The sequence below is a fragment of the Elusimicrobiota bacterium genome (assembly GCA_028718185.1).
Lineage (GTDB): Bacteria > Elusimicrobiota > UBA8919 > UBA8919 > UBA8919 > JAQUMH01.
Genome location: JAQUMH010000001.1, coordinates 263834 through 288839 on the forward strand (window position 1 = coordinate 263834; position 25006 = coordinate 288839).

The 25006-nt window shown below is 35.8% G+C and carries 25 protein-coding genes; 5 read left to right on the forward strand and 20 right to left on the reverse strand.

Annotated elements, in window-relative coordinates:
- Positions 1 to 19 precede the first annotated feature (19 nt).
- Genes PHE88_01300 through PHE88_01310 form a run of 3 tightly spaced genes read left to right on the forward strand, consistent with a single transcriptional unit; the run spans position 20 to position 2552 of the window.
- Positions 20 to 712, forward strand: coding sequence for an efflux RND transporter periplasmic adaptor subunit (locus PHE88_01300; protein MDD5686453.1), 693 nt, complete (start codon positions 20 to 22; stop codon positions 710 to 712).
- A 2-nt stretch (positions 713 to 714) separates the two neighbouring features.
- Positions 715 to 1440, forward strand: coding sequence for an ABC transporter ATP-binding protein (locus PHE88_01305; GenBank protein MDD5686454.1), 726 nt, complete (start codon positions 715 to 717; stop codon positions 1438 to 1440).
- Positions 1437 to 2552, forward strand: a complete 1116-nt coding sequence (locus tag PHE88_01310; GenBank protein ID MDD5686455.1) for an ABC transporter permease — start codon at positions 1437 to 1439, stop codon at positions 2550 to 2552. The genes PHE88_01305 and PHE88_01310 overlap by 4 nt, the downstream gene beginning before the upstream one ends.
- Before the next feature lie 110 nt (positions 2553 to 2662).
- Here PHE88_01310 and PHE88_01315 read toward each other — a convergent pair whose 3' ends face one another.
- The 6 genes from PHE88_01315 to PHE88_01340 form a co-directional block, all read right to left on the reverse strand.
- Positions 2663 to 3034 (reverse strand): response regulator, encoded by a 372-nt coding sequence (locus PHE88_01315; GenBank protein MDD5686456.1) that lies wholly within the window; start codon positions 3032 to 3034, stop codon positions 2663 to 2665.
- Positions 3035 to 3182: 148 nt separating this feature from the next.
- Positions 3183 to 4061: a M23 family metallopeptidase gene (locus PHE88_01320; protein ID MDD5686457.1), complete on the reverse strand. Its 879-nt coding sequence runs from the start codon at positions 4059 to 4061 to the stop codon at positions 3183 to 3185.
- 156 nt (positions 4062 to 4217) lie between these two features.
- Entirely contained in the window at positions 4218 to 5417 is a 1200-nt protein-coding gene (locus tag PHE88_01325; GenBank protein ID MDD5686458.1) for a DUF401 family protein, read from the reverse strand.
- 277 nt (positions 5418 to 5694) lie between these two features.
- The gene (locus PHE88_01330) at positions 5695 to 6039 is read right to left on the reverse strand and encodes an Hpt domain-containing protein (GenBank protein MDD5686459.1); all 345 of its coding nucleotides are present in this window, start codon (positions 6037 to 6039) and stop codon (positions 5695 to 5697) included.
- Between the two features lie 9 nt (positions 6040 to 6048).
- Positions 6049 to 8205: an ATPase, T2SS/T4P/T4SS family gene (locus tag PHE88_01335; protein MDD5686460.1), complete on the reverse strand. Its 2157-nt coding sequence runs from the start codon at positions 8203 to 8205 to the stop codon at positions 6049 to 6051.
- Between the two features lie 71 nt (positions 8206 to 8276).
- Positions 8277 to 9248 carry a pyridoxal-phosphate dependent enzyme gene (locus PHE88_01340; protein ID MDD5686461.1) on the reverse strand — a complete coding sequence of 324 codons (972 nt, stop codon included), beginning with the start codon at positions 9246 to 9248 and terminating at the stop codon, positions 8277 to 8279.
- Between the two features lie 304 nt (positions 9249 to 9552).
- Between PHE88_01340 and PHE88_01345 the strand changes: the two genes are divergently transcribed.
- A complete protein-coding gene (locus PHE88_01345; protein ID MDD5686462.1) occupies positions 9553 to 10770 on the forward strand; it encodes a DEAD/DEAH box helicase in 1218 nt (405 codons plus the stop codon).
- Between the two features lie 38 nt (positions 10771 to 10808).
- Here the strand turns inward: PHE88_01345 and PHE88_01350 are convergent, their stop codons facing one another.
- The 4 genes from PHE88_01350 to PHE88_01365 form a co-directional block, all read right to left on the reverse strand.
- Positions 10809 to 11894, reverse strand: a complete 1086-nt coding sequence (locus tag PHE88_01350; protein ID MDD5686463.1) for a nitronate monooxygenase family protein — start codon at positions 11892 to 11894, stop codon at positions 10809 to 10811.
- A 145-nt stretch (positions 11895 to 12039) separates the two neighbouring features.
- A complete protein-coding gene (locus PHE88_01355) occupies positions 12040 to 13968 on the reverse strand; it encodes a glycosyltransferase family 39 protein (GenBank protein ID MDD5686464.1) in 1929 nt (642 codons plus the stop codon).
- On the reverse strand, positions 13969 to 15795 hold the full coding sequence (gene typA, locus PHE88_01360; protein MDD5686465.1) for a translational GTPase TypA: 1827 nt from the start codon (positions 15793 to 15795) through the stop codon (positions 13969 to 13971).
- Between the two features lie 11 nt (positions 15796 to 15806).
- Complete coding sequence (locus PHE88_01365) at positions 15807 to 16292, reverse strand: hypothetical protein (protein ID MDD5686466.1); 486 nt, start codon at positions 16290 to 16292, stop codon at positions 15807 to 15809.
- A gap of 265 nt (positions 16293 to 16557) precedes the next feature.
- Between PHE88_01365 and PHE88_01370 the strand changes: the two genes are divergently transcribed.
- Complete coding sequence (locus PHE88_01370; protein MDD5686467.1) at positions 16558 to 17667, forward strand: aldo/keto reductase; 1110 nt, start codon at positions 16558 to 16560, stop codon at positions 17665 to 17667.
- A 25-nt stretch (positions 17668 to 17692) separates the two neighbouring features.
- On the opposite strand, the gene PHE88_01375 is transcribed toward PHE88_01370, so the two are convergent.
- From PHE88_01375 to PHE88_01420, 10 genes are all read right to left on the reverse strand, one after another.
- Positions 17693 to 18739: a metallophosphoesterase gene (locus PHE88_01375; protein MDD5686468.1), complete on the reverse strand. Its 1047-nt coding sequence runs from the start codon at positions 18737 to 18739 to the stop codon at positions 17693 to 17695.
- A gap of 179 nt (positions 18740 to 18918) precedes the next feature.
- The gene (locus PHE88_01380; GenBank protein MDD5686469.1) at positions 18919 to 19137 is read right to left on the reverse strand and encodes a hypothetical protein; all 219 of its coding nucleotides are present in this window, start codon (positions 19135 to 19137) and stop codon (positions 18919 to 18921) included.
- Positions 19138 to 19232: 95 nt separating this feature from the next.
- Positions 19233 to 19790: a DUF6515 family protein gene (locus PHE88_01385; GenBank protein ID MDD5686470.1), complete on the reverse strand. Its 558-nt coding sequence runs from the start codon at positions 19788 to 19790 to the stop codon at positions 19233 to 19235.
- A 102-nt stretch (positions 19791 to 19892) separates the two neighbouring features.
- Positions 19893 to 20933, reverse strand: a complete 1041-nt coding sequence (locus PHE88_01390; GenBank protein MDD5686471.1) for an AI-2E family transporter — start codon at positions 20931 to 20933, stop codon at positions 19893 to 19895.
- 71 nt (positions 20934 to 21004) lie between these two features.
- On the reverse strand, positions 21005 to 21301 hold the full coding sequence (locus PHE88_01395; protein ID MDD5686472.1) for a DUF883 C-terminal domain-containing protein: 297 nt from the start codon (positions 21299 to 21301) through the stop codon (positions 21005 to 21007).
- Entirely contained in the window at positions 21294 to 21647 is a 354-nt protein-coding gene (locus PHE88_01400; GenBank protein MDD5686473.1) for a hypothetical protein, read from the reverse strand. The genes PHE88_01395 and PHE88_01400 overlap by 8 nt, the downstream gene beginning before the upstream one ends.
- Positions 21648 to 21823: 176 nt before the next feature.
- Positions 21824 to 22228 (reverse strand): SRPBCC domain-containing protein, encoded by a 405-nt coding sequence (locus PHE88_01405; protein ID MDD5686474.1) that lies wholly within the window; start codon positions 22226 to 22228, stop codon positions 21824 to 21826.
- 31 nt (positions 22229 to 22259) lie between these two features.
- Entirely contained in the window at positions 22260 to 23483 is a 1224-nt protein-coding gene (locus tag PHE88_01410; protein MDD5686475.1) for an ATP-binding protein, read from the reverse strand.
- 13 nt (positions 23484 to 23496) lie between these two features.
- Positions 23497 to 23895, reverse strand: a complete 399-nt coding sequence (locus PHE88_01415) for a response regulator (protein MDD5686476.1) — start codon at positions 23893 to 23895, stop codon at positions 23497 to 23499.
- Positions 23896 to 24056: 161 nt separating this feature from the next.
- Entirely contained in the window at positions 24057 to 24836 is a 780-nt protein-coding gene (locus PHE88_01420) for an EFR1 family ferrodoxin (protein ID MDD5686477.1), read from the reverse strand.
- Positions 24837 to 25006 lie beyond the last annotated feature (170 nt).

Here is a 25006-nt window from a genome sequence, read left to right on the forward strand (position 1 = left end):
GAAGTCAGGAGGTTTTTATATGGTGTTGAAAAGTTTTTATAAATTATCGGCATTTATGATTTTACTTTCACTGGTTGGGTGTATTAAAACCAAAGAAAAAAATGAGTTATATGGGTCCGGGACGCTTGAAACTAACGAAATAAATGTCAGTGCAAAAGTTATCGGAAAAATTTCATATTTAGCGATAAGTGAAGGCCAATCCGTTACAAAGGGACAAATAATCGCCAAACTTGACGACCTTGCAAAAGCGGAGAAAGATTATGTGCGGGCTCAGAAATTATTTTCAGAAAACATAATACCGGCAGAACAGATTGAGCAGGCACAGCAGCTTAAAGATAACTATGTCTTAACCTCACCTATAACCGGTATTGTTATATTACAAGAACTGTTCGAAGGTGAAACCGCTACCCCTGGAATGCCGATAGTTACTCTGGCTGACACAAAAACTCTCTGGGTTAAAATTTACATACCTGAAGATAAAATCGGCAAAGTAAAACTCGGCAGTAAAGCTAAAGTATATATTGATACTTTCCCGGATAAAAATTTTGGCGGAACGGTGATTAATATTTCAGATAAGGCTGAATTTATACCAAAAAACATTCAAACCAAGGAAGACAGAATTACACAGGTTTTCGCTGTGAAAGTTGCTGTGGAAAACCCTGAAAATCAATTGAAAATAGGTATGCCCGCTGACGTATATATTGAACAATAATTATGAACCAGGAAAATTATATAATTGAAACAAATAATCTGACTAAAGCATACGATACGCTTATTGCTGTAAATAATATTAATTTGAAAATAAAACGCGGGGAAATTTTTGGGTTTCTCGGACCAAACGGTGCCGGTAAAAGCACCACGATAAGAATGCTTTGCGGTATTCTCCCCCCTACAAGCGGCGATGCTTTTGTTAACGGTTTCAGTATTACGAAAGAACCTGAAAAAATCAAACGAAGCATAGGATATGTAACTCAAAAATTCGGACTTTATGAAGACCTCACCGTAGAAGAAAATCTTGAATTCTATGCATCACTTTTTAATATTCCGTCAAGCAGGGTCAATCTTAATATAGACAAGACACTTGAATTGCTTAAATTGAGTAACCGTAAAAATTCACTTGTAAGCGAGTTGTCCGGCGGACTAAAACAACGGTTAGCAATCGCCAGTTCAATGGTTCATGACCCGGAAATAATATTCCTTGACGAACCTACAGCAGGCGTGGACCCGGTACTACGCAAGGAGATTTGGGATGTTTTGAAAAACCTGTCTAAACAGGGAGTAACTCTTTTTTTAACTACACATTATTTAGAAGAAGCTGAAAGATGCAATACTATCGGTTATATTTTTAACGGTTTATTAACAGCAGTTAATACACCTGAGAATTTTAAATCAGGCGGAAAATCTCTGGAAGAAGTTTATATTTCCTTTATAAAACAATGAAATCACTAATTTATACTGTTTCAAGAAAAGAAATTCTGCATATTATACGGGATAAAAGGACTCTGTTTATGTTATTTTTTCTTCCGGTGTTTCAGTTAATAATTTTTGGTTATGCAGTATCGGTAGATTTAAAACATTTATCAACAGTGGTATTGAATCGTGATAATCATAATGCAAGCAGGGAATTAATAAGTGATTTTAAAAATTCTACTTATTTTGATATAAATTATTATGTTCTTGACCGTCACGAAGCAGAAAAAATCCTGGATTCAGGTAAAGCCAAAGTTATTCTTGAAATTCCGCCGGATTTTTCAAAAAATATTAAATTAAACAGGTCTGTACAGGTAAGCCTGACAGTTGACGGAACAGATCCCAATCCTGCAAACACTGCAATGAATACAGCATCCGCAATTACACAATCGTTCGGTGCAAAAATTTATTTTCAAAAAACAAATATGCAGCCAAGCGTTCCCGTTGATTTGAGAGCAAGAGTGTATTATAACCCGGATTTAAGGTCTGCAAATTTCATGATACCCGGAGTTATCGGATTTTTACTTCAGATTCTGATAATAATCCTGACTTCTAATACCATTGTGAAAGAAAAAGAAAAGGGAACTCTGGAAGTCCTCATAACGACGCCAATAAAACGATATGAACTTATAATAGGTAAATTAGTACCTTACATTTTTATAGCTTTTTTTGATGTTATTATGGTGTTAAGTTTAGGATTACTGCTTTTTAAAGTGGAAATTGCAGGAAGTTTAATTTTGCTTTTATCAATTTCTTTTTTATTTCTCTGCGGTTCGCTGGGGTTGGGATTATTTATTTCTTCAGTTGCCCAGAACCAATACCAGGCTTTTCAATTGCTGGTTCCTTTATTTCCGCTGTCAGTATTATTGTCGGGATTTATTTTTGCCAGAGATGGCATGCCAAAGATATTATATTACCTGGGATATATGGTACCTTTGACCTATTTTTTAAAAGTACTTAGAGGTATAATGCTTAAAGGAATCGGTATAGAATATTTACTTCCTGAAACATTAGCACTTACCGCTTATACGATTTTTTTTGTTGCTCTGAGTATTTTTAATTTCAAGAAGAAACTGGATTAGCTTTTACGCATTCAACACATAGCACGCCAAGGGCGTGCGACTACAAACACAACTAAAATACAACTGCAATTATAACTACGACTTAGTCTCTCTCTAAGCTGAAAACTCCATTAATCTCTAAGTATATGACTTATTTTTTCTCTCACTTTTTCCAGGTCAAATGGTTTGACAATATATCCAACAGCGCCAAGGCTAAGTCCTTTATCTATATCGCCAAGTGAACCTTCAGCAGTGCAAATAAGCTTTGGAATTTGGCTTGTTTTTTCATTTGACTGCAACATACTGCACAACTCAAAACCATTCATACGCGGCATTATCACATCAATAATGATTAAATCCGGTGTTTTACCGCGTAATGCTACTTCCAGTGCATCTACACCGTTAAGAGCATAAGAAACTTCGTAGCCGGCGTCTTCTAAGCTTGCTTTTAATAACTCGACAATAGCCATATCATCTTCTGCTATCAATATTCTTTTTTTCATATATTATATTTTACTATTTTTTAACAAACATTTCAATCATTCTTTTTTACAATCTTATAATTTTCCCCCTCAACTCTTTCTTCTCCCCATAGGGGAGAAGATGAAAGATGAGGGGTATAAACATCTGTGACTTAAAATAATAACTTTGCTATTCATTTTTCAGCCACCACAATGGATTAACAGGTATTGAATGTACATATATGCCCCAGTGTAAATTTGGTGCTGTTGAAAGACCGGAATCACCGACATTACCGATAATTTCACCTTTTTTAATATTATCCTCATTTTTCACTGTTATCTTATCCAAATGAATATATACGCTTGTTACTCCAAGCCCGTGGTCCAATATAACTGTTTTTCCATTAATATTAAAATCTTCAGAAGCAAGAATGACTTTTCCGTTCGCAGGCGCACTAATTGGAGTACCCTTAGCTGCGGAAATATCAATACCTTTATGCTGCCAAAGAAACCGTTTTTTGGTCCTTCTTTCAACTCCAAAAAAACCTTTTATCTTACCATTAACAGGTAATTTAAACTTACCGTCCCACATCTTTTGAGGAGTGTTCTCCTGAACTGCTTTTTTTATCAATTCTCTTTCCCGCTCATTTTCGGGAGCATCTATCTTTGAATATTTTTCCGGGGAAAATTTTAAGTATTGTACCGGAAATTTGGCTTTCTTTATTTTTATTTCAATTTTTCTTATTGTGTTATTTTCATTGTCCGTTCTATATTCACTAATATTAATCGTGTAACTTCCCGCTTTAATATCATAAGGTACACCTATATAGCATACTTGTTCCGGTAAAATTACTGCTCCTCCCGAAGAAATGCCAACAAAGGCATATTTTTCATCGTTAAAATACAAATCGTAAAAGTAATCTTTATTATAATCAGTTATTTCTGCTTTTATTGTATCTCCCTGAACAAAAACAAAAGATGATATTTTTATAGAATATGCACTAATTCTCCCATATAAGATAAATATTAAGACCAATAAAACAGATACAATATTATAACGTTTTTTCATTTAAGTTTTGATTGATTATGAATCTCCCTGTGGCAAGCCGCAGGGTATCAAGGTGTTACCCCGCACAGTTTTGTCTTCGACAAAACTAGACGTGGGGGTTCTCCTTTTCTTCATCCCCGTCATGTTTCACTTGACGGGGTATTGTGAAGGAGAACGCTAAAACGGAAAGAAACTACACCATAAGAAAGCAACCAGTAAAATAATAATACTGGGAGGCATAAGTATCTTATACACATCTTTCCAGTTAGCTTTGTAATATTCCTTAGTAAGTGACAAACAGTAATGCGTTGGTGAGATAAGCAAACCGAAATATCCCGAAGCAAACGTCCATACAAGGTAGCGTGGAAAATTCGTTAAATAGCCAAGAAGGATAGGAAAAGCGATCCCGACATAAGTTACGGTCGAGCCTGTAAGCATCCCGATTATAAAGGGCAACAAGAACAGAAGCAGCATTGGAGGAACACGCCACCTGATAAAATCTGCTGACAATTGCGTAATAACTCCTGTATTTCCCATAATACCTTTTAAGCACATTACGCCCAGCACTAAGCTAACATTTGCAAAATTAAATGTATCCATAAATATCTTCAACGCCCTCTTAATTTTAATTCTGTATAATACTAACATTAAAGTTATAATAAAAATTAAAGAAATTATCATATTTAATTTAAGAATTAGTACAAATATTATAATTGAAGCAAGCGGTAACACTGAAATGATAAGTGTTCTAACGTCGCCTTTCTCAGTCTTTAGTTCATTTTTAACAGGTTCATTTTTAACACCCTTCAACCCAAAATATAATCCGCATAATATTGCGGTAAGAGTCAGAGGAAAGTTTATAACAAATATTTTCCCGAACGATATTTTCATTAACGAAGATACAAGAATAATCGCCGGATATGTCGGCATAATATATTCCCATAAATGCCGGAACCAGTAATTAAGGAATGTTTTTTGGACAGGTGAAAGATTTTTTGCTGCTGACGAATCTTCAAGTAAAGGGGCGCTCATCATAGCCCCGCCTACTATAGGAATAAACCCAATAAGAGATGAAGGCAAAACAAGTGTCATTTTGGGATTTTTGAATGTTTTTTCTAAACTTTCTATTAGTTTTGTAATATACCCGGCATCTTTCCATATTCCCATGAAATAAAAAATCAATATAAGTGAAAATAAAAGATCGAGTGTTTCCCGCTCATAAAAATACTTGATTTCCAGAACAATAACACTGCCAATGTCCAGATAAAAAAGCCCGAGTATAGTACTGCTTATGAAAAGTCCTATACCTAAATCTTTTTTTTTATATACCCAGATTAACAAAAAAATACAGATTACAATTATTCTTAAAAGGGTCATTTATAAAAAAAATTATCAGAATCAACAGAATCTAATAAATCTCCCAACAAATTAAGCAAAGCTTTGCTTTGCAGCTACAAAACAGCTGATGTTGTAGCCGCAGAGCGTTAGCTCTGCTAAACATTGAAATTCCTATACATTAAGATAGATTGCTTCGTCGTCCCGATATATCGGGACTCCTCGCAATGACTAAAGAGAATGCGGTCATTGCGAACGAAAGGTGAAACAATCTCATGAATTTTAAAATTTCCGTATAATCAATTAATATGTCAATTTATTATTTTGAATTATTACCGTTATTGCTGATTTTTATTTCAAGATTACTTACAAAATCTGAAAGTTCACATATATATTTTTTCATATCTTCGTAATTATTGTTTTTAGCACCGGCTTCGAGTTCTCTCCCAATGTGTGATATTTCATCTAAGCTGTATAAACTTCCTGTTCCTTTAATTTTATGCGATATTTTCCTGATAGTTTCCAAATCATTTTTCAATAATGCATTTTCCATAACTATTATGTCTTTTTTTCTTCTTTCAATATAAACAGGAATTATTTCTGCAATTTCAGGACGTACATAAACAATGTTCTTTTCAGTTTTGTCTGTTTTATTCTGTTCCATATATTTATATCAATCAACCCTGCGAAAAGCAGCATTAACCTTGGCTATAAACAAATCCGGGTTAAACGGTTTAATAATATAATCATCCGCACCCAGATTTATCACATTTTCCTGGCTTTCTTCATCGGATAAAGCAGTAAGCACAATTATCGGAAGTTTAATCAAACCTAAACCCGAACGAATTCTCTGAATAACTCCAAAACCGTCCAAGCGCGGCATCATTAAATCCAAAAGCAACAAATCAGGTATTTTCTGGGCAATCATATCTATTACTTCCCTTCCATCGCTGGCTTCATCTACATCGTAACCATTTTTATTAAGATATATTTTAATAATATTTCTAACATCAGTATCATCATCAGCAATCAACACTCTCTTGTTTTTATTAGAAGGGACCGGCGCAGGTTCGTGAATTTTAGATACTGAGTATTCTTTTTTACTTGGTTTTATATCGGTCATTATGTTTAGATAAGGAAAAATTTCATCCAAAGAAGTATCGCCCTGTGATAAATGCCATAAAGCATCATAATTCATCGGCCATAGAAAACCCTTTTTCATAGCAGTTTCATGGATGTTATATTCTTTTTCTCCTGCACTTATAAGATTCTTTATTTCCCGGGTAACTTCAAGGAGCTCTAAAATAGCCAGACGACCTTTATAGCCGCTAAAATCACATTTTACACAACCTACAGGCTTAAAACATTTTGTTGATAAATTATTTTTTTTTAGCATCCCTTCAATAAAAACAGAATCGGTTTTTGTTAATGTAGCCGGTTCCTTACAATCAGGGCAAAGTCTGCGCACTAACCGCTGGGCTGTAATAGCAAGCATTGCAGGCGAAATCTTAAATCTTTCCACGCCCATATCTATTAACCTTGTAATACTTGATACAGTATCATTAGTGTGCAAGGTTGAAAATACCAGATGCCCGGTCATTGCTGTCTGGAAGGTAATATCCGCGGTTTCCCTGTCACGAATTTCTCCTACTAAAATCGTATCCGGATCCTGACGCAGAACAGACCTTAAAATAGTAGCAAAAGTTAATCCCTGTTTTTCATTTACCTGGACTTGATTGACCCCTTCCATACGATATTCAATAGGATCTTCTATGGTAATAATATTAGTATTTTCCTTCTTAATCATATTTAACATTGAATACAAAGATGTCGTCTTACCTGAACCGGTAGGTCCCGTTATAAGTATTATGCCTTGTTCTGCATTAAGTATATCTCTCAATCTATTTGCTATGTCTTGTTTAAAACCTAATTCTTCAAAAGGTACTCTTGCTGATTTTGGATTAAGCAAACGAAGCACTACTGTTTCTCCATACGAAGTAGGCAATGTGGAAACCCGCAATCCGATTTCAATATTATTGACTAATAATTTTGCCCGGCCATCCTGAGGTTTAAAATGTTCCGCCAAGTTTAAATCAGCCATAATCTTTATTCTGGAAACAAGCGGACCCGTAGCTAATTTTCTGGGTATTGTCATTATATTTTTAAGAAAACCATCTATGCGAAAACGCACAATGCTGCCGTAGTCTTCATGTTCAATATGGATATCAGATGCCCTCATTTTAACTGCTTTAGCGATAAGAGAGTTAACCAATTTTATTACAGGGGGCATAATTTTTTCAGGAGAAGTATAGTCTTTATCAACCTGGAAATCCTGTAATACTTCAACTTCATTTTTTTCATCCATCTTTCCCAGAAGGTCATATACCATTATTTCAGGATTAAACTGTTCTGCTATTAAAGCTTCAATCTTTGAAGGAATACAATAATAAGGTTTTGGGTTTCTGCCGGTAACAACCTGAACATCATTTCTTGCAATAAAATCTAAAGGGTTAATCATAAGCACGTCTATGATTTCATCTCTTAACCGGAATGGAATCAAACCGTGCCTTCGACAAATCTTTTCCGGGACAAAAGAAAGAGCTAATTTTTCAACAACTATTTTATCAGGATTGAAATATGGAATTTGATGAGTTTCAAATAATTCTCTCTCTAACATTTCAATGGTAATTTTCTGGGAATCAACCAAGGATTCGGATAAAAACGCACAGCGTTTATTCCTCAGGTCTTCAATCACATCCGCAGTTATGTTAGGTAGTTTTAAAACTACTTCCAATAACCATTCATCTTTAAAAATATGCTTGGTCCCCATATTTTTTTAACTCCTATTAAAAAACATTCTATTCTCTTTATTTCTGCATTTTACTTATTTTAAACAATTTTTCAAGAAGCAAATATTGCTCCATAACCACCAGTATGTATAAAAACGATATTATCCTTTTTCTTAAATTTTTCTGATTTAACATGTTTAAGCATTCCGGCAAATCCTTTAGCAGTATAAAACGGATCTAAATATATACCTTCTAATTTGGCTAACAACTTAGATGCTTCTCTTCCTGCCGACGATTCTATCCCATATCCGGGACCCATAATTTTATTATCGAGAATTATCCGTAATTTTTTTTGTTCTATATTCAACATTTTTTGTGTTTCTGTTATAAGCTTTCTTATATACCCTTCAAGCCCCGGCAACATCCCTTTTGCTACTGCCATTCCATATATAGATACAGGAATATCCACGATTTGTGACCCTATCAAAAATCCGGATTGTGTCCCTCCGGAAGAACTTGTGTGAAAAATGGCAGTCAGAGAAGGCAGTTGTTCCACTATTTCTTTAAAAGCTTCAATGTAACCAAGAACTGCAACAGGAACCGAACCTCCTACCGGGAACGAAAAAGGTTTCTTATTTTTATAAATGAGCTTTTTTTCAAAATCTTTCATAATTTTAATAATTTCATCCCAATCGTTCGTACCGCAAAAATACATATTCGCACCTACAATTTGATTAAGGATAAGATTGCCTTCATATTTTTTCGGTTTAGAACCTCCAAGAAAAAGATGTGAAGTCATTCCTAAACGGGAAGCCGCTAACGCTGTTTGATTAGCATGGTTAGACTGTATTCCGCCTGCCGTTAAAATATCAGTCGCACCTATTCTCACGGCTTCTGCCATAAGATATTGCAATTTTCTGCATTTATTTCCACCCAACCCTAAACCGTTTAAATCGTCTCTTTTAATATAAATAGACGGACCGCCAAGATATTTTGTTATTTTTTTAAGCTTATACAAAGGCGTCGGATAAATACCTAAACTCACTTTTTTAAATTTAGCAAGGATTTTTTCTATTTTTTGCATTTTGAATCTCTTTAAATAATTTGTTTCAAGTTAGGCTTGCCAAGGGTCTGGCGACAACTACAAAACTATAACTAAATTGTAGTTTCACGCCCTCGGCGTGATAACATTGAAATTCTTATACATCAAGTTAAGCCCGCCACTGAACCGTTGGCGGGCAGCTACAAAACTATTGATATTGTAACCACAGAACGTTAGCTCTGCTATACATTGAGTTAATTATAACTTAATTTTCAGAGTATTTCAATTGAAAATTTGGAAGATTTAACTTTACTTTATATAAATAAAATGCTATACTATATTTTCTATGCATGATAATCATGAAAGTTTTTACGGGCTCGGCATTGCGCCGGGTTTACTGGAAGTAATAACCAAATTGGGTTTCAAGGTACCAACCCCGATACAATATAAAGCAATACCTATTGTAATTGAAGGCAAGGATATTATCGGTATTGCCCAGACAGGCACCGGTAAAACTCTCGCATTCGGAATACCGATGATTCAGCGACTCGCCCAAAAGAAAGGCCGGGGACTGATACTTGTCCCTACACGCGAACTTGCTATCCAGGTAAATGATGCTCTCAAAAAACTTACGCAAGCATTCTCTATAGAAACGGTTGTAATTATAGGCGGCGAATCTATAGGAAAACAAATATCCTCGCTAAGAAGAAATCCGCGCATTATTATTGCAACACCGGGTCGCTTAAATGATCTTCTGGGTCAGAGACAGGTACGGCTCGATGATGTCAACATTCTTGTACTTGACGAAGCCGACCGTATGCTGGATATGGGTTTTGCACCGCAAATAGAGCGAATCATCAGACTTATACCTAAAGACCGGCAGACAATGCTTTTTTCTGCAACCATACCGTCAAAGATAGTCAGTATCGCATCACATCATATGAAACTTCCGGTTCAAACTGAGATAGCTCCTACAGGTACAGCAGCCGAAGGAATTTCCCAGGAAATATTCGTAGTTAACAGAGATTTAAAAGGCAAATTATTAGGACAGCTTCTTATACAATACACCGGTTCAGTTCTTTTATTCACAAGAACAAAACGCGGCGCTTCAAAAATAGCACGACTGTTACGCGGCATGGGACATAATGCGGCTGAAATTCACGCGGACAGGTCGCTAAGTCAAAGAAAGGAATCGCTAAGCGGATTTAAATCAGGAAAATACCGTGTTCTTGTTGCGACAGATATTGCCTCGCGGGGAATTGATGTAGTAGGAATAGAACTGGTTATCAATTACGACCTTCCCGATGACCCGGAAAATTATGTGCATAGAATAGGACGGACGGGCAGGGCAGGACAGGTCGGACATGCTATTTCACTTGCAACACCGGACCAGGGAAGCGATGTAATTAATATTGAAAAAATTATTAGAACAACAATACCGATATCAACTCATCCGGCAATTCCCACAGAAACATTTTACCGTTCTACTGTAGCCCCGAAAGTCAACCACAACATCCAGTATCACGGCCGGAGCAGCTTCCACAGCCGGAGAAGAAGAAGATAACATTAGTGTAATTGGATTTAAATTGGTGTGAAAGACGATTAGAGAGCGGCTTTTTTATACTCTTCGGATAAAATATTTATGAGTTCGTGTACGGGTATAATCTTATCAGCTCTGTAGGCATTTGCTCCTGCAAAAGCAAAACCATCCGCAAGATTTCCTTTTTTCGCATTACATAAAACAAGAGCGATACAATAAGGACTATTCACCACATCGCAGGTTATAATGCAGTGGTAGGGACACTTAAATGGTTTTTTATGTCCTTGTGATACATCTACGATAAACTGATTTTTTATAGCACGGCCCGGCATACCTACAGGACTTTTAATAATTACAATGTCTTCTTTCTTGGCGTTAATATACGCCTGTTTGAATTTCATGTCTGCATCGCACTCATCTGTCGTAACAAAACGAGTCGCCATCTGGACGGCTTTTGCACCCATTTTAATAAATTTATAAATATCTGCTCCGGTATAAATACCTCCGGCAGCAATTACCGGAATGGATTTATGATATTTGTCTTCGTAAGTTTTTACAATTTTTATAACCTCCGGAATTAACACTTCTAATCTATATTCAGGATCGTCTATATTCTCATACTTAAAACCCAGATGACCGCCGGCTAAAGGACCTTCCACGACAACAGCATCCGGCAAATAATTAAATTTTTCCTTCCACCTTTTACATATAATCCCTGCAGCGCGGGCTGAAGATATTATCGGGACAAGTTTAGTAGTATCCCCTTTCTTTAAATATTCCGGAAGGTTAAGCGGAAGCCCGGCACCAGAAAAAATAATATCCGCTTTTTCTTCTATTGATGTCCTTACCATATCGGCATAATTAGAAAGTGCAACCATTATATTGATTCCCAATATACCTTTGCTTAATTCTCTTGTCCGCCTGATTTCTTTTCTTAATGCTCTGATATTTGCTTCCAAAAAATCTTTTTCATAATTAGGCTCAAACAACCCTATACCCGGTGTGGCAATAACACCGACTCCGCCTTCATTGGCTACCGCAGCGGCTAAACTTGACAGAGAAACGCCTATTCCCATCCCGCCCTGTATAATCGGGATTTTTATCGATAAGTCGCCTATTTTAAAACTTGGCCAGATTTTATTTTCCATAAATTATTTTTTTAATCTTTTCGTTTCTTTCAATTAAATTACGGTAATTCCGGTCATTAATACTTTGAATATCTTTTTGAAGTTTTATTATACTTTTTCTTCAATTTTTGTCAACAATCAGATGTTAAAATTGTGTCTTTTCAAATTAAGTTTTAATTTCGTAAAGGACAAATCTGTTATCTTCTTTGTTAACCCGACAGTATTTTTTTATAAAATCATTCATTAAATTAAAGACGTAAGATTCATATTGCGAACAACCGATTCCTTTATTTTTCACAAGTATATGCGTTATTTTTAGTTTTGATAATTTAGCTCTTAATTCCTTTAAATCTCTTAATTCATAATAATTTATTATTCCCTGATTACCACAATCTCCCCAAAGATATTCCTTATCAATATAATATCCTCTGGTCTCATTAAAAAGCAATACTTTTGAGTTTTCAGGTAAATTTTCATTTATATATCTGGAAATAGGATAAATAGTTGAAGTAATATCTAAATATCGTTCTTTAGGACTTATTGCCGGATTAACTTGGGATTTTATGCCAAATGCATAAAATAACTCGATTGTTGATTTCATATTCACTGATGAGAATATACTGAAACATAAAAGTAAAACTGTTATTTTTTTACCTGATTTATAAAGTGCAATTATCATCCACGATAATATTAAACAAAGCAATGGATGAGCCGGAATTAACAATCTCCATATTTCAATCTGATTGAAAAACAAAACACAATTAATAAATATATATAGAATTAAACTTTTTATTATCAAGTCTACTTTTATTTTTTTAAAAATTATAAAAATTATAAAAACAAGCAGAAAGGAGATTACAAAGTATTGAGGTTCATATTTAAGATTATTATTTATTATGAAATATTTAAAAAAACTCTTGAAATCGTTAATTAAAAAACTTGTACCCGGTATAATACTCCTTAAAAAAAACTCTCTTCCTGCAACAGGGTTCCAGTCTTTCTCTCCGAAAATAAAAGGCCACACAGGATTACCCGTCATAATATAATTTCTTATATACCAGGGAGAGGCAACGACAATACTTATCAAACAAAACCTGAAAAGAATTTTCAATTTTTGAGATTTTATGAATATAACTATATATAAGCCAATAATCAAAATAATCAGCAAACCGTTATATTTACACCCTGCAGATAATGCTGCCATGACTGCACTTAATACAAGCCATGGTGTTTTATCTTCGTTTTTATAATTCCAAAAAGCATAAATTGCAGCCAAAGCAAACATACCAAGAGTAAAATCAGAACCCGCAACACCGCTGTTTATAACCACAATCCTCATTGTTAAAAATAAAAGAACACTTAGCCATGCAACTTGCTCGCAAAAATATTTTTTTGAAAATGAATATAATATGCCTGCCGTTATCAATACATTTGCAAAATTAAAAAGCTGAGGTAAAATATCAGAACCTAAACTCAAACCAAATAGAAACAACATTTCAGAATTATAAGGCCAGTTGGCTGTTAACCAAGGAACATAAAACATCCCTCCGTGCTTTATCCATAGTTTAGGTATTGCCAGATGATAGGCAAGAGAATCATGTTCCGTAGGAGGAGCAATGGCATTTAAAAAACCATACGATACTGCTAATAATACCAAAACACCCAATAATATAAAAACCGGTGAAATATTAATATTACCTATAGCAACTAATAAACTTTTAATTTTTTTTAAATATGGTAAGGATAAACTTATCAGTATTATTAAAATCAGAAACATTATGCTTTTATGAAGCACTCCGAACACTGATAGTAAGAATATAACATAAATTAAAACACCTACCCCGACAGCATAAGAAAAAACAAAACTTTCAAAATTATAAAATTTCAAAATCTTATTGCCGAGACTTACTAAACCTGAAATTATCGTTAAAAACAGTAAAGGAAAGAGAATAAAATTAGTTATTGTATGAAGAAGTGATTCTTTTGTAAAATTTGACGGGTGTAAAATAAGGAATTTGAAAAAATCAAAATTTATAAAAACAAAGGGGATTAGAAATACCGGTATTATCCAAAAAATTTTTACTTTTTTATCCATTTAAACTTTTAATTTTTTAGTACTGCGATTATTGCGTCCGGATTCAGAAAGTATCATCTTCCTAAGCCGTATGGATTTAGGAGTTACTTCTATCATTTCATCATCTTTTATGAATGTTATTGCCCGCTCAAGTGTCATTGGTTGAACCGGCGTAAGAAGAATATTGTCATCTCTTGTTGCTGCTCTCATATTTGAAAGTTTTTTTTCCTTGCAGGGATTAACATTCAAATCGCTGTCCCGGTTATTTACACCAACTATCATACCTTCATATACAGGTTCATTAGGAGAAACAAAAAGCGTTCCCCTCGGTTCCAGATGGAAAATAGCATAAGGGACAGCTTTCCCTGCTCTGTCAGAAACCAGTGAACCTGTTGTTCTCATAGAAAAATCGCCCCTGAATTCTTCATAACCCTGAATATACGAGCTCATTATTCCAGTACCCCTGGTATCCGTAAGAAATTCACTCCTGTAACCGATTAGTGCTCGTGACGGTACAGTAAACTCCAACCTTACTCTTCCTGTACCGTGATTTACCATATTAACCATTTTGCCTTTTCTGTTAGACAGTTTTTCAGTAATTATTCCGATATTGGATTCATCACAATCAATATAAAGATGCTCTATCGGTTCATAGGTTTTCCCTTCCTTTTTCTTGAATATAACCTGAGGCCTGCCGACATTGAGTTCAAAACCTTCCCGTCTCATCATTTCAATAAGTATTTCCATTTGAAACTCGCCTCTTCCTTTAACTATATAACTCTCTGAACCGGGAATTTCTTCCAATTGGATCGCGACATTCTGTAAAGTTTCTTTTCTTAGCCGTTCCAGAATCCTACGTGATTGAACAATATTCCCTTCCGTTCCTGAAAGCGGAGATGAGTTTATAGTGAACAACATTGATATTGTCGGTTCATCGACATGAATCCGTTCAAGTGCTTTCGGGTTGTCTTTATTGCAGATAGTATCACCGATAGAGACATCTTCAATACCTGCAAGAATAACAATATCTCCGGGCTCAGCTAATGATGTTTCCTTGATACTAATTCCGTCATAAAGCTGGAGTTTGGTTATTTTTAACGGGACCTGCTTGTCGCCTTCTTTAACACAGATAAGATTATCATTCTTGCTTACTTTGCCGTTAAACACCCTTCCAATTGCAAGCCGGCCTATATAATCCGAATAATCAAGGTCACATACAAGCATTTGAAACGGCTCATCAGGATTATACGAAGGAGCAGGTACTTCACTTATTATAGTATCAAACAATATTGTTAAATCCTTGCCTTTCTCTTCAAGTGTTTTTTGAGCTATTCCTTCCCTTCCGATAGAATAAATAACCGGAAAATCTATATGATGCGATTTTTCAGAAAGATCCATGAATAGTTCATAAACATCATCGAGTACCTCTTTAGGTCTGGCGTCCTTCCTGTCAATTTTGTTTATTAATACAATTATTTTCAGTTCAGATTCGAGCGCTTTCTGCAAAACAAATCTTGTCTGCGGTAAAGGTCCCTCGGCAGCATCAACAAGAAGTATTGCCCCGTCAACCATTTTAAGAGCACGCTCCACTTCTCCGCCAAAATCAGCGTGACCGGGAGTATCTAAAATATTTATCCGGACATCCTTCCACCAAATGGCGCAATTTTTCGCAGAGATTGTCACTCCACGTTCTTTTTCGAGGTCCATGCTATCCATCACCCGCTCGGTAACATCCTGATTTTCTCTGAAAGTACCGCTTTGGCGAAGCATATAATCTACAAGTGTAGTTTTGCCATGGTCAACGTGCGCTATTATGGCTATGTTCCGGACTTTATCATTTTTATTCATAGTTTTTTTATTTAACTAAATTGCTTGTGAATAAAATCACCCATATATTTGCTTGCAATTATAACTAATATCGCAATACCGATATGTTTAAATAATTCTAACGGTATGTTCTGCTTGTTTCTTTTGGCAATTATATAACTAATACAGGAAAGTATTGATAAACCCCAGATGGATGAAATGATCTGTGCAGAAGTAATTGGTAACAACAGAACTATAAATATAAAACTCAGGGAAATAAGAAACCGCGTAATGAAATTAAATATTGTCAAAACAAATGACTCCTTAACATCACAGAGTTCAGATTCTTTATAAATATGAATACCCAAAGAATCAGAAATATTATCGGCAATACCTATAATCAAAAGTCCGCCAATTATCCCGGATCTATGAACATTAGTTTCACCCAACCCGATAATTATGCTTATATTTGTAATAATTGCAGACGTGCCACCATAACTAAAATTAGCCAATTTATTTGCTTGTTCTTTTATAGACATTATTTCCTTCCCTAACTTTTTTTAATAAGCTTAACCCGCTAAATACCTTTATATAGTGTCCAATCTTTAAATATAATATTTTCAAATATTCTTATGATTATACTTTTTTTTGATAATTTATCAAGCAATAAATTATCTTTCGATATTTATCGTCGGTGAATTAAAAATAAGTAATAAATCCATTATAAAATAGTCAAGACTTATATAAAATATTGATTTATTATTAAATATCTGCTATATTATTCCGAATTGAAAAAGGATGATTATGAAAACATTTGATTTAGGAGAAAGATCAGGATTGAAAGTTCCTCGCGTTAACATTGGCGGAATGCGACTTCCGGCTGATTACGATGATGCTGTAGATTTAATAAGGCATGCCATAGACTCAGGTATGAGATATATAGACACTTCCCGGGGTTATGGAGAATCCGAATGGATTATCGGTCGTGCCCTTAAAAACGGGTACAGGAAAAAAGTCATCCTTTCAACTAAAAGCTCACCCTGGGTAAACAGAATCAGGAAGTCTGACAATACATCATCTGATTCGATACGGCGCAGGATTGATGAATCTTTAAAGCGGCTTGATACGGATTATCTTGATTATTACCAGGTCTGGAACATCAATAGCAGGGAATGTTATAATAATGCTGTCGCCAAAGGCGGTATGGTGGACGGCATAAAGAAAGCAATGAAAGAGGGATTGGTTAAGCGCACTGGCTTCACAACACATGATTCTGTAGAGAACCTCATGGATTACATAAAAGAAGTTGACTGGTGCGATATTATATTATTCTCTTATAACCTGCTCAACAGAAAATATGCACCGGTCATTGAAGCTGCACGCAAAGCCGGGATTGGTACGCTCGTCATGAACCCGGTCGGCGGAGGTAAGCTTGCAGAGTCAAGTTCCAAGCTTAAAAAACTGGCACGTGAAGTCGGCGCTACTTCTGAAACAGACCTCGCAATCAGATATGTGCTTTCTAATCCTAACGTGGACACCATACTCTGCGGTATGACAAAACTTTCAGATGTGGACAGCACCATCTCTTCAGCTGAAAAATCCCGGTTCGGCGAAAAAGAACTTAAAAAAATAGATGGATTCATAGATAACATAACAGAAGAAGGCCGTAAATTTTGTTCCCGTTGTAAATATTGTTTGCCATGCCCTAAAGGGATTGACATTCCTCAGATTATGAATATTATTTTTGATTACAGGTACTGGGGGTTCAAGAAACTCTCACAAAAACGTTACAAGGATATGAAAGGTTCCAAAGCAGGTGCATGTTCAAAGTGCGGAAAATGCGAAAAAGCCTGCACTCAAAAATTAAGTATTATGTCCGAGATGACGTTTGCAGCAAATAAATTTGGGGAATAAAAAACGCGGTCGGTTTGTAAATTTTTTAGTTTAACTTTTTATTTTTATTGTGTAATTTTATCCGAAGAATCTCGCCGGGTCGCCAAAGTCTCATTCTTGGACCCCATGTTCCGGTGCCCCTGCATACAATAACCGTCATACCATTTACCTCATACCTGCCGCCAAGCAATGGATATCTTGTCTTAACTAAATATCCGAACGGCCAAATCTGTCCGTCGTGTGTATGACCGCAGAGCATTAAACCTGCACCGGCACCTGCTGCTTTCTCTGTAAACCAAGGTGTATGTGAAAGCAATATTACGGCACCTTTAGGTTTTTTGTCAAGTGCTTTTGATATGTAATCTACTTTTTCATTCAAGCGACGCCCTGCTGTAAAATCATCTACACCAGCTAAAACAAGACCTGGCTTAATTTCCACCCATCTGTTATGGAGTACCTGTAATCCCGATTCTTTCATCCAGATATTTCCACTGTTTTCATTGCGGTGGGACTCATGATTACCTAAAACCGCCCATACACCGTAAGGAGCAGATAATTTATGCAATATCGGAGTAAATACATCTTGTGACCTGCCATGCCCTTCTGTAATATCACCAAGTAAAACAATCATATCAGGTTTTTCCGCTTCAACCTGTTTAATACGCTCATTTAACCAACTTTCGCCTAAAAGTGAGCCAAGGTGCAAATCGGACATTGCAACAATTACAGTACCATCCATTTTAGCGGGAAGCCCGGCCAAAGATACTTCATAATTTTGTACAATTGGAGGACGCATACCCTGAATAAATGCTATTAAAGAAAGTGCTATTCCTGCTAAGAGTGAAAAACCACGTATTGCAGGCGCTAAACCCGGTAAAATATAACCGAATACCGTAACAACATCAACTGCAAGAAGACACACGAATATAAGGAATATTGACGCCATCCAATCCATACCGGCGAATTCAAGAACGCGCGCAAAACTGCCACCGTTTCCGTGCCCGATTATATTGCCAACTACAAATATCACCCAAAGTGAAACCATTGTAAAAATAAATATTTTTCTTTGCACATGGCGTTTTAAAAACGGCACTGATAAAACCCGACAAAATACATAAATATGAATTATCGTGACTATAACAATAAGAATTGTTCCAAACATAGTTTTTATTATTAGTTAACTATTCTGTCTGATTTTATAGAAGTGTATAACTAAAAGGCAAAGAATTTTAAATTCTTCGCCTTTTATAATAAATCTAAAAATACAATAACCTACTTGCCTGGTGTTGCCGGTGCAGGTGTTGCTGCTGGTGCCGGTGTAACTGCAGGTGTTGCTGCCGGAGCCGGTACTGCTGGTGTCGTTACAGGTGCAGGCGCAACTGCTGATTTTGCTGGTGCTGCCGGAGTTACTATCGTTTTTGATGTTTTATTTGTCGCACAAGACACAAAAATAAACGATATCGCAAACATCACTAATATCATCTTTTTCATATTACTCATCACCCCCTAGTAATTTCATCAACCTTACTGAAATATTTTACATAATAATCTAAGAAAATCAATAAAATATCTTCTGTTGCAAAACACTACTTTCCGTAAAGTTCCTGTAATTGCTTGACAGTCGGCATCTCAGTATAAAATTCTCCTTGTGGTCCGAGGTAACCACCATCTTGCTTTTTCAATGTAACGGCATTATAGCCTTTAGTAGAGTTAGGAATGTTTATTGTAACTATTTCTCCGGGCGATGTCAGGGTCTGTGTACTGGCATACACTGATGAATCCGTATGTCTAATCGGGGGCGGCGTTACAACAGAATATCCGGAAGGGCAACTATTATAGTAGGTATCTTCACAATAATAATAAGGAACACCTTCATAAATTACAGTTCTATGTCCCGGAGGCAATACAGTGACCATTGCTCCAACAGGAGGATGAACAACAGTGAACCCAAACCCTAAAAAACCGGGTCTATAAAATCTACCTTCGTGATAATGATATCTTCTACCTTCCCTTTCAACAATTTCGTGGTGCGGTGGAAGAGATTTAACCCAGCCCAAAAGCGGAACAATATCAAAAATCATAATAATTATTAAACAACTAATCATAATCATTATAAATTTATCTGTGAAAGTTTTTTTCCTCATTTTTCCTCCTGACAATTCTGCATTCTGTTCTGAATTCAGAATTTGATTAACCCGGTATAAAACCGGAAATACCAAAAAACTTTATTGGGAACCATATCTTGCTTATATACCGGAACGAACATCGGAGATAGGCCATATCTTGACAAGAGCAATAAGAAGAGCAACCAGTACCGGTCCGATAAAAACACCCAATATACCGATTATCTTTATCCCGCCTAACACAGCAACAAGTCCAAGTAAAGGATGCATTGCTGTTCTCCCGTGAAGAATAAGAATTCGTACCATATGTTCAAGTGCACCTGTTATTAAACCTCCTATAATCATAAATATCATTTTAATCATTGAACCCTTTAGATAAAGATACACAATACCTATCAGCCAGACCGGCACCGCTCCCACGAAAGGAATCCAAGCGAGTATAAACGTAGTTCCCCCTGCTACAAAAACTCCGGGTACTTCCATAATAAAAAACATTAATGAAAGTAAAACAGCATCGCTGGTGGATGATGCAAGACTTGCCCATATAGATGAAACCGCAGTATCCTTAAATGACTTGACAAGATTATTCTGCACCTGCTTATCAAGAATACCCAGATTAAAAACAAACTTCAAAAACCGCTCACCATCAAGTAACGCGAAGAAGCAGGAAATCACAGACAGTACAATCTGCAGAAGAAATATCGGAATATTTTTAGCAAGCTTTAAAATACTTAATTCGACATACTCTAAAGCAGCCAGAATTCCACTATTAATCTTCGTGTTAGCAGATCCTGTTTCACAAATTGCAGTCTTGACCACCTGCCATCTATTAAGTGAATTAGTTATTATTGAAGGTGAAAAGTCTCTTAGACCGGATATATTGTGCATTATGGAAACCCCTTGCCTTATTGCCATAATTGAAAAACCGACAATTGGTCCGATAAACAGCACAAGTATAGAAATAGTTACTACTGCTGAGGCAAGATGAGGCTTCCATTTTTTTAAAATCAACCACTTATAAACCGGATAGAAAAGCATTGCCAGCATTCCGCCAAAAAATATACTAAGGAGAAAAGATCCTATCATCCATAAAACAAGTATAAGAAATATACAGAGTATCACCAAATAAGTTATGAAATGTACCCTATTAGTTTTCTCTTCCATATATAATAATTTCTTTAACCAGATTTAAACAAAAAGGCATAATAAAGAATCTATTGTTCTTTAAAATACATTTATTTTTTGCGGCGAAGTGAAGCCAGAAGAGCACCAGCAAGGACTCCGATACCGGTAGCTATCGCCAGAGCTCTTGCAGGATTTTCCTGAGCATAGCTGACAGCTTTTTTTTCTTCTTCTTTAACTTTTTTCTTCAGCTGGCCGATTTTCGCCATGATTTTTTTCTGATTTTTTTCGTCCTTTATCCAGCGTTCTGCTTGTACTATTTTCTTACGACCCTGTTCGATTTTCTTTTTAATCTCGCTCTTGAGTTTTGCCCCGCGTACTTTATCCTGAACCTTTTTTTTACTATTCATGTTTCCTCCCTTTATTTTTTCCAGATTGAATCACTAACATGGAAACCAACAAAACAAACAACCCCCCTGCAGTAAAAACAACTCCGCGGGGTATACCGGTAAAATCGACCATCATTAGAAAAATCCCAAGTATTATAAAAATTATACCGGCGAACATAGTGAAATAAATTACCATCAATACCAGCATCCGTCTCTGCATTTTTTCTACACGGTTTTCTAAAACATCAACTAAATATTCCAAGAGAGGACGGGTCCCGGTTAAGATTTTAATAATTTCTTTTAATAATGCTGCTAAAGTTGAAACAACAGTCCGTTGTTCCGCGTGCCCCGATTGAGTTTTATCCATTTTTCAGTTCCTCCATATGAAATATTTTCTGCTATTAGTATACACACCAATAATTAAAATAACGTTAATACGAGATTAAAATATTCTAATTTTCCACCTATATAATATTATCTAAAATAATACTATTTTCAGCTATTAAAAAATCAGGAATATTCTTTTTTCCTGTTTCGTTTTTGCTATATCTTACTTTTCTCAAGCATTTTTTTTAGCGGTTTCCAATAATAGTCAATCCATCCTTGCTTTATTTCGTTATATTCTTTAGACGGTATACCCTCATGAATAAAGTTAAGTTTTGTGCCTGTTTTTATTCTCGCTAATTTAAAAGTTATTTTGGAATAATACTCATCGTCATCCCAATCGCTTGCATGCCAGCTTTGTACAATCTTTTTATCCGGTACTAATTCAAGATTTACTCCGTTAATATAATCTCCGAAAGCAGTAAATCTTCCACCAACTTTCCGGCTAATCACGGCCGTATCACCAGTAAATGCCGAATGTTTCTTTGAATCCATAATTGCCTCGTAAATTTCATTAGGTGTTGCTTTGATTACTACAATCTGCTTAAGATTTTTTGTTTTCATATATAATCCTTACAACTTTACCTGCCTATCATCAAATACTGCCGCTGTTTTTAATTAAATGTTGTGTTCCTGTAATTTCGGACCGGTTTTGAACCGGTAAAATCACCTTTATAGTAGTACCCTTACCTATAATACTATTAACTTCTATTTCGGCTTTGTGTATATCAGCTATTCTTTTTGCTATCGCAAGCCCGAGCCCCGTACCGTTTTCATGTTTTTTTACGGCATTATTGGACCTGAAATATTCATTAAATATTTTTGGAATATTCTGTTCCGGTATCCCAATACCCATGTCGGTGATTGCAATCGAAATCCGGTCATCTTCTCTGTCTTCTATGGCAATATCAATCGTAGTATTTTCTGAAGAATAGATTATCGCATTGTCCAATATATTTGAAAGCATTATAACAATTTGTTCCTGGTTGCATACAATAATATCATCTTTTGCGGTATTCCGGCAATTGAGAGTTATTTTTTTCTTTTCGGCCATAGCGGAGAAAAATTCAATTACCCTTCGTGCAATTTTTCCAAGTGAAATCTTATGCATTTTTACATTCTCTTCCACGTAGGAATTCAGATTCGCAAGTTCGAGCATATTTTTTATCGCCTGCGAAAGCATCTGGCAGCGGGTTTTAATTTTGATTATTATCTCGGTTGTCTGTTCCGGAAGTTTTCCCGTAAATCCCTGAAGAATCACATCAACATAACTTTGTATAGCAGCAAAAGGCGCCTTCAGCTGGTGAGTGGCTTGCAAAAGATATTTTGTCTTCATGTCATTGATTTCCTGCAATTTTTCATTGAGTTCTTCTATTTCATTTACCCGATGCTGAAGTTCTTTGTTCGCCCATTCTATTTCTTCGGTCCTTTTGCGTATTTTTTCTTCGAGATTCATTTTATACTCTTCGAGCTCGTCTGTCACCTGTCGCTGAGTATCTATGAAATGGAATATGATTTTGCTTGATGCGGAGCTTATTATATTGACCGAAGTCAGCTTGTACATGTTAAGATACCTGAAGACTTTTTGCTGACCCGTTACTTCAAGAATCAAATCTAATTCAGGGTCGGAAAGGATAGTCATTACATCCGACCACAGACATGTTTTTATTCCATGTTCTTTAGAAAATATCATCCCTTCGGCATCAGGATTTGTGTCGCATACATATTTTACACTGATACCGGGTATCTTTATGAGGTCCTCTAGCAGGGCTTTGCCGCCTTTTCCCGCCCCGACAATTGCAATTCTTGCTATTGACACTAATCCTCCGTAATTATTTATTGCTTATTATTTTGGCTACTTTTTTCAGCAGTTCTTCCGGTTGAATCGGTTTTTCTACAAACTCATCCACAGGCAGGTATGATTCATCCTTGTCCCTGTTTGAAAAGGTGAAACCATACATTCCCTTCGCGTTTATTGCAGACAGCATTAGTATTGGAATATGTTTAGTCTGATTGTTATTTTTTAAAAGACGCGACATTTCGAAACCGGCATTATCATTTTCGGGAAATATCACATCAAGAATTATTAAATCCGGTTGAAATGATACTACATTTTCCACCAGATTTTCTTCGTCATTCTGAAATCCAACCTTATAACCTGCGCTCTTTAGAACTATAGACATGGAGTCAACAATATTCCGGTCGTCATCAACAATATAAATACTTTTCACAATTTAAACCCTCCCTGACCTGAGATTTAATGTTTAACAACATATTATAAAGTATTTTTACGGTTTTGTAAAGTATTTTTTTTAGATTGGCTTCAATAAAAAAACCAACACTATATAGTCGGTTGCTAATACAAATAAATTCCTTCACCTAAAGTTAGAATTTATTTCATTATTTCCTGCAATTTAATATCCGGGTGATGATATCTCGTCCTTTCAACTGTTCCTTCGCCGTACTGAATTGCTATTAAAGGGCACCATTGAATGCACGCCATACATTGCTCACATTTATGTTTCCAAAAAGGTTTTCCATTTTCGATTGAAATGTTTTCTACAGGACACACTTTCTGACAAATACCGCATGAATTGCACGAATCCTGTACCCAGAATTTTTTGTCCATTTCATGAATATGCGGCATTGATATGGAATACACTATACCCGATAACACCAGATTGGTAAATAAATTGTTTTTTTCTACTATCCCGCTTTCATTATTTTTTATTTTACTGATTATTTCAGCTATTTTTGTTTTTGCCTTCTCAAATAATTTAGCCTGTGCATCCAAAGGTTTAGCACCGTAAAGCGGCACATAATTTCCGGGCATCTTAACTGAAAATGCAGCACTTAAAATTCCGCCGGCTTGTTCCACTAACTTTTTTAGCTGTACATTTGTTGCTCCCGGACTTCCACCGCAAGTAACAACTGAAAAAATATATTTTCCTTTCAGATTTTGATTCTTTTTTACAAAGTCCACAACAATTGACGGTACACCCCACATATAAACCGGAAATACAAATCCAACCTTATCAGCATTAACGATTGTATTTTTCTTAATAGCGTCATGAATGGAAATTATTTCAGCGTCTCCAAGTCCTGAAGCAATTTCCTTTGCAACCTTAAGCGAATTTCCTGTCCCTGAAAAGTAATAAATCAATGTTTTCATAATAACTCCTGTGATTTTTTTATCTATAAAAAATCAAGCCGTTTGTTTTATTTTACCCGCTTACGCAGAATGCCCCCGACGAAGTCGGGGGATGAATGCGTAAAGGGTATCCGCCAACGCTTTGTGGCGGATGCTTCGGTGGATTTCGCCGAAGATGGAGCAGGTGCCAC

What these genes read in the sequence shown, in the direction of transcription:
- PHE88_01400 (MDD5686473.1), bottom strand. Translation starts at nt 21,647, where the DNA reads ATGGATAAAACTCAATCGGGGCACGCGGAACAACGGACTGTTGTTTCA.
- PHE88_01355 (MDD5686464.1), bottom strand. Translation starts at nt 13,968, where the DNA reads ATGGATAAAAAAGTAAAAATTTTTTGGATAATACCGGTATTTCTAATC.
- PHE88_01370 (MDD5686467.1), top strand. Translation starts at nt 16,558, where the DNA reads ATGAAAACATTTGATTTAGGAGAAAGATCAGGATTGAAAGTTCCTCGC.
- PHE88_01340 (MDD5686461.1), bottom strand. Translation starts at nt 9,248, where the DNA reads ATGCAAAAAATAGAAAAAATCCTTGCTAAATTTAAAAAAGTGAGTTTA.
- PHE88_01380 (MDD5686469.1), bottom strand. Translation starts at nt 19,137, where the DNA reads ATGAAAAAGATGATATTAGTGATGTTTGCGATATCGTTTATTTTTGTG.
- PHE88_01335 (MDD5686460.1), bottom strand. Translation starts at nt 8,205, where the DNA reads ATGGGGACCAAGCATATTTTTAAAGATGAATGGTTATTGGAAGTAGTT.
- PHE88_01325 (MDD5686458.1), bottom strand. Translation starts at nt 5,417, where the DNA reads ATGACCCTTTTAAGAATAATTGTAATCTGTATTTTTTTGTTAATCTGG.
- PHE88_01365 (MDD5686466.1), bottom strand. Translation starts at nt 16,292, where the DNA reads ATGTCTATAAAAGAACAAGCAAATAAATTGGCTAATTTTAGTTATGGT.
- PHE88_01385 (MDD5686470.1), bottom strand. Translation starts at nt 19,790, where the DNA reads ATGAGGAAAAAAACTTTCACAGATAAATTTATAATGATTATGATTAGT.
- PHE88_01390 (MDD5686471.1), bottom strand. Translation starts at nt 20,933, where the DNA reads ATGGAAGAGAAAACTAATAGGGTACATTTCATAACTTATTTGGTGATA.
- PHE88_01405 (MDD5686474.1), bottom strand. Translation starts at nt 22,228, where the DNA reads ATGAAAACAAAAAATCTTAAGCAGATTGTAGTAATCAAAGCAACACCT.
- PHE88_01395 (MDD5686472.1), bottom strand. Translation starts at nt 21,301, where the DNA reads ATGAATAGTAAAAAAAAGGTTCAGGATAAAGTACGCGGGGCAAAACTC.
- PHE88_01310 (MDD5686455.1), top strand. Translation starts at nt 1,437, where the DNA reads ATGAAATCACTAATTTATACTGTTTCAAGAAAAGAAATTCTGCATATT.
- PHE88_01305 (MDD5686454.1), top strand. Translation starts at nt 715, where the DNA reads ATGAACCAGGAAAATTATATAATTGAAACAAATAATCTGACTAAAGCA.
- PHE88_01300 (MDD5686453.1), top strand. Translation starts at nt 20, where the DNA reads ATGGTGTTGAAAAGTTTTTATAAATTATCGGCATTTATGATTTTACTT.
- PHE88_01315 (MDD5686456.1), bottom strand. Translation starts at nt 3,034, where the DNA reads ATGAAAAAAAGAATATTGATAGCAGAAGATGATATGGCTATTGTCGAG.
- PHE88_01420 (MDD5686477.1), bottom strand. Translation starts at nt 24,836, where the DNA reads ATGAAAACATTGATTTATTACTTTTCAGGGACAGGAAATTCGCTTAAG.
- PHE88_01350 (MDD5686463.1), bottom strand. Translation starts at nt 11,894, where the DNA reads ATGGAAAATAAAATCTGGCCAAGTTTTAAAATAGGCGACTTATCGATA.
- PHE88_01320 (MDD5686457.1), bottom strand. Translation starts at nt 4,061, where the DNA reads ATGAAAAAACGTTATAATATTGTATCTGTTTTATTGGTCTTAATATTT.
- PHE88_01345 (MDD5686462.1), top strand. Translation starts at nt 9,553, where the DNA reads ATGCATGATAATCATGAAAGTTTTTACGGGCTCGGCATTGCGCCGGGT.
- PHE88_01330 (MDD5686459.1), bottom strand. Translation starts at nt 6,039, where the DNA reads ATGGAACAGAATAAAACAGACAAAACTGAAAAGAACATTGTTTATGTA.
- typA (MDD5686465.1), bottom strand. Translation starts at nt 15,795, where the DNA reads ATGAATAAAAATGATAAAGTCCGGAACATAGCCATAATAGCGCACGTT.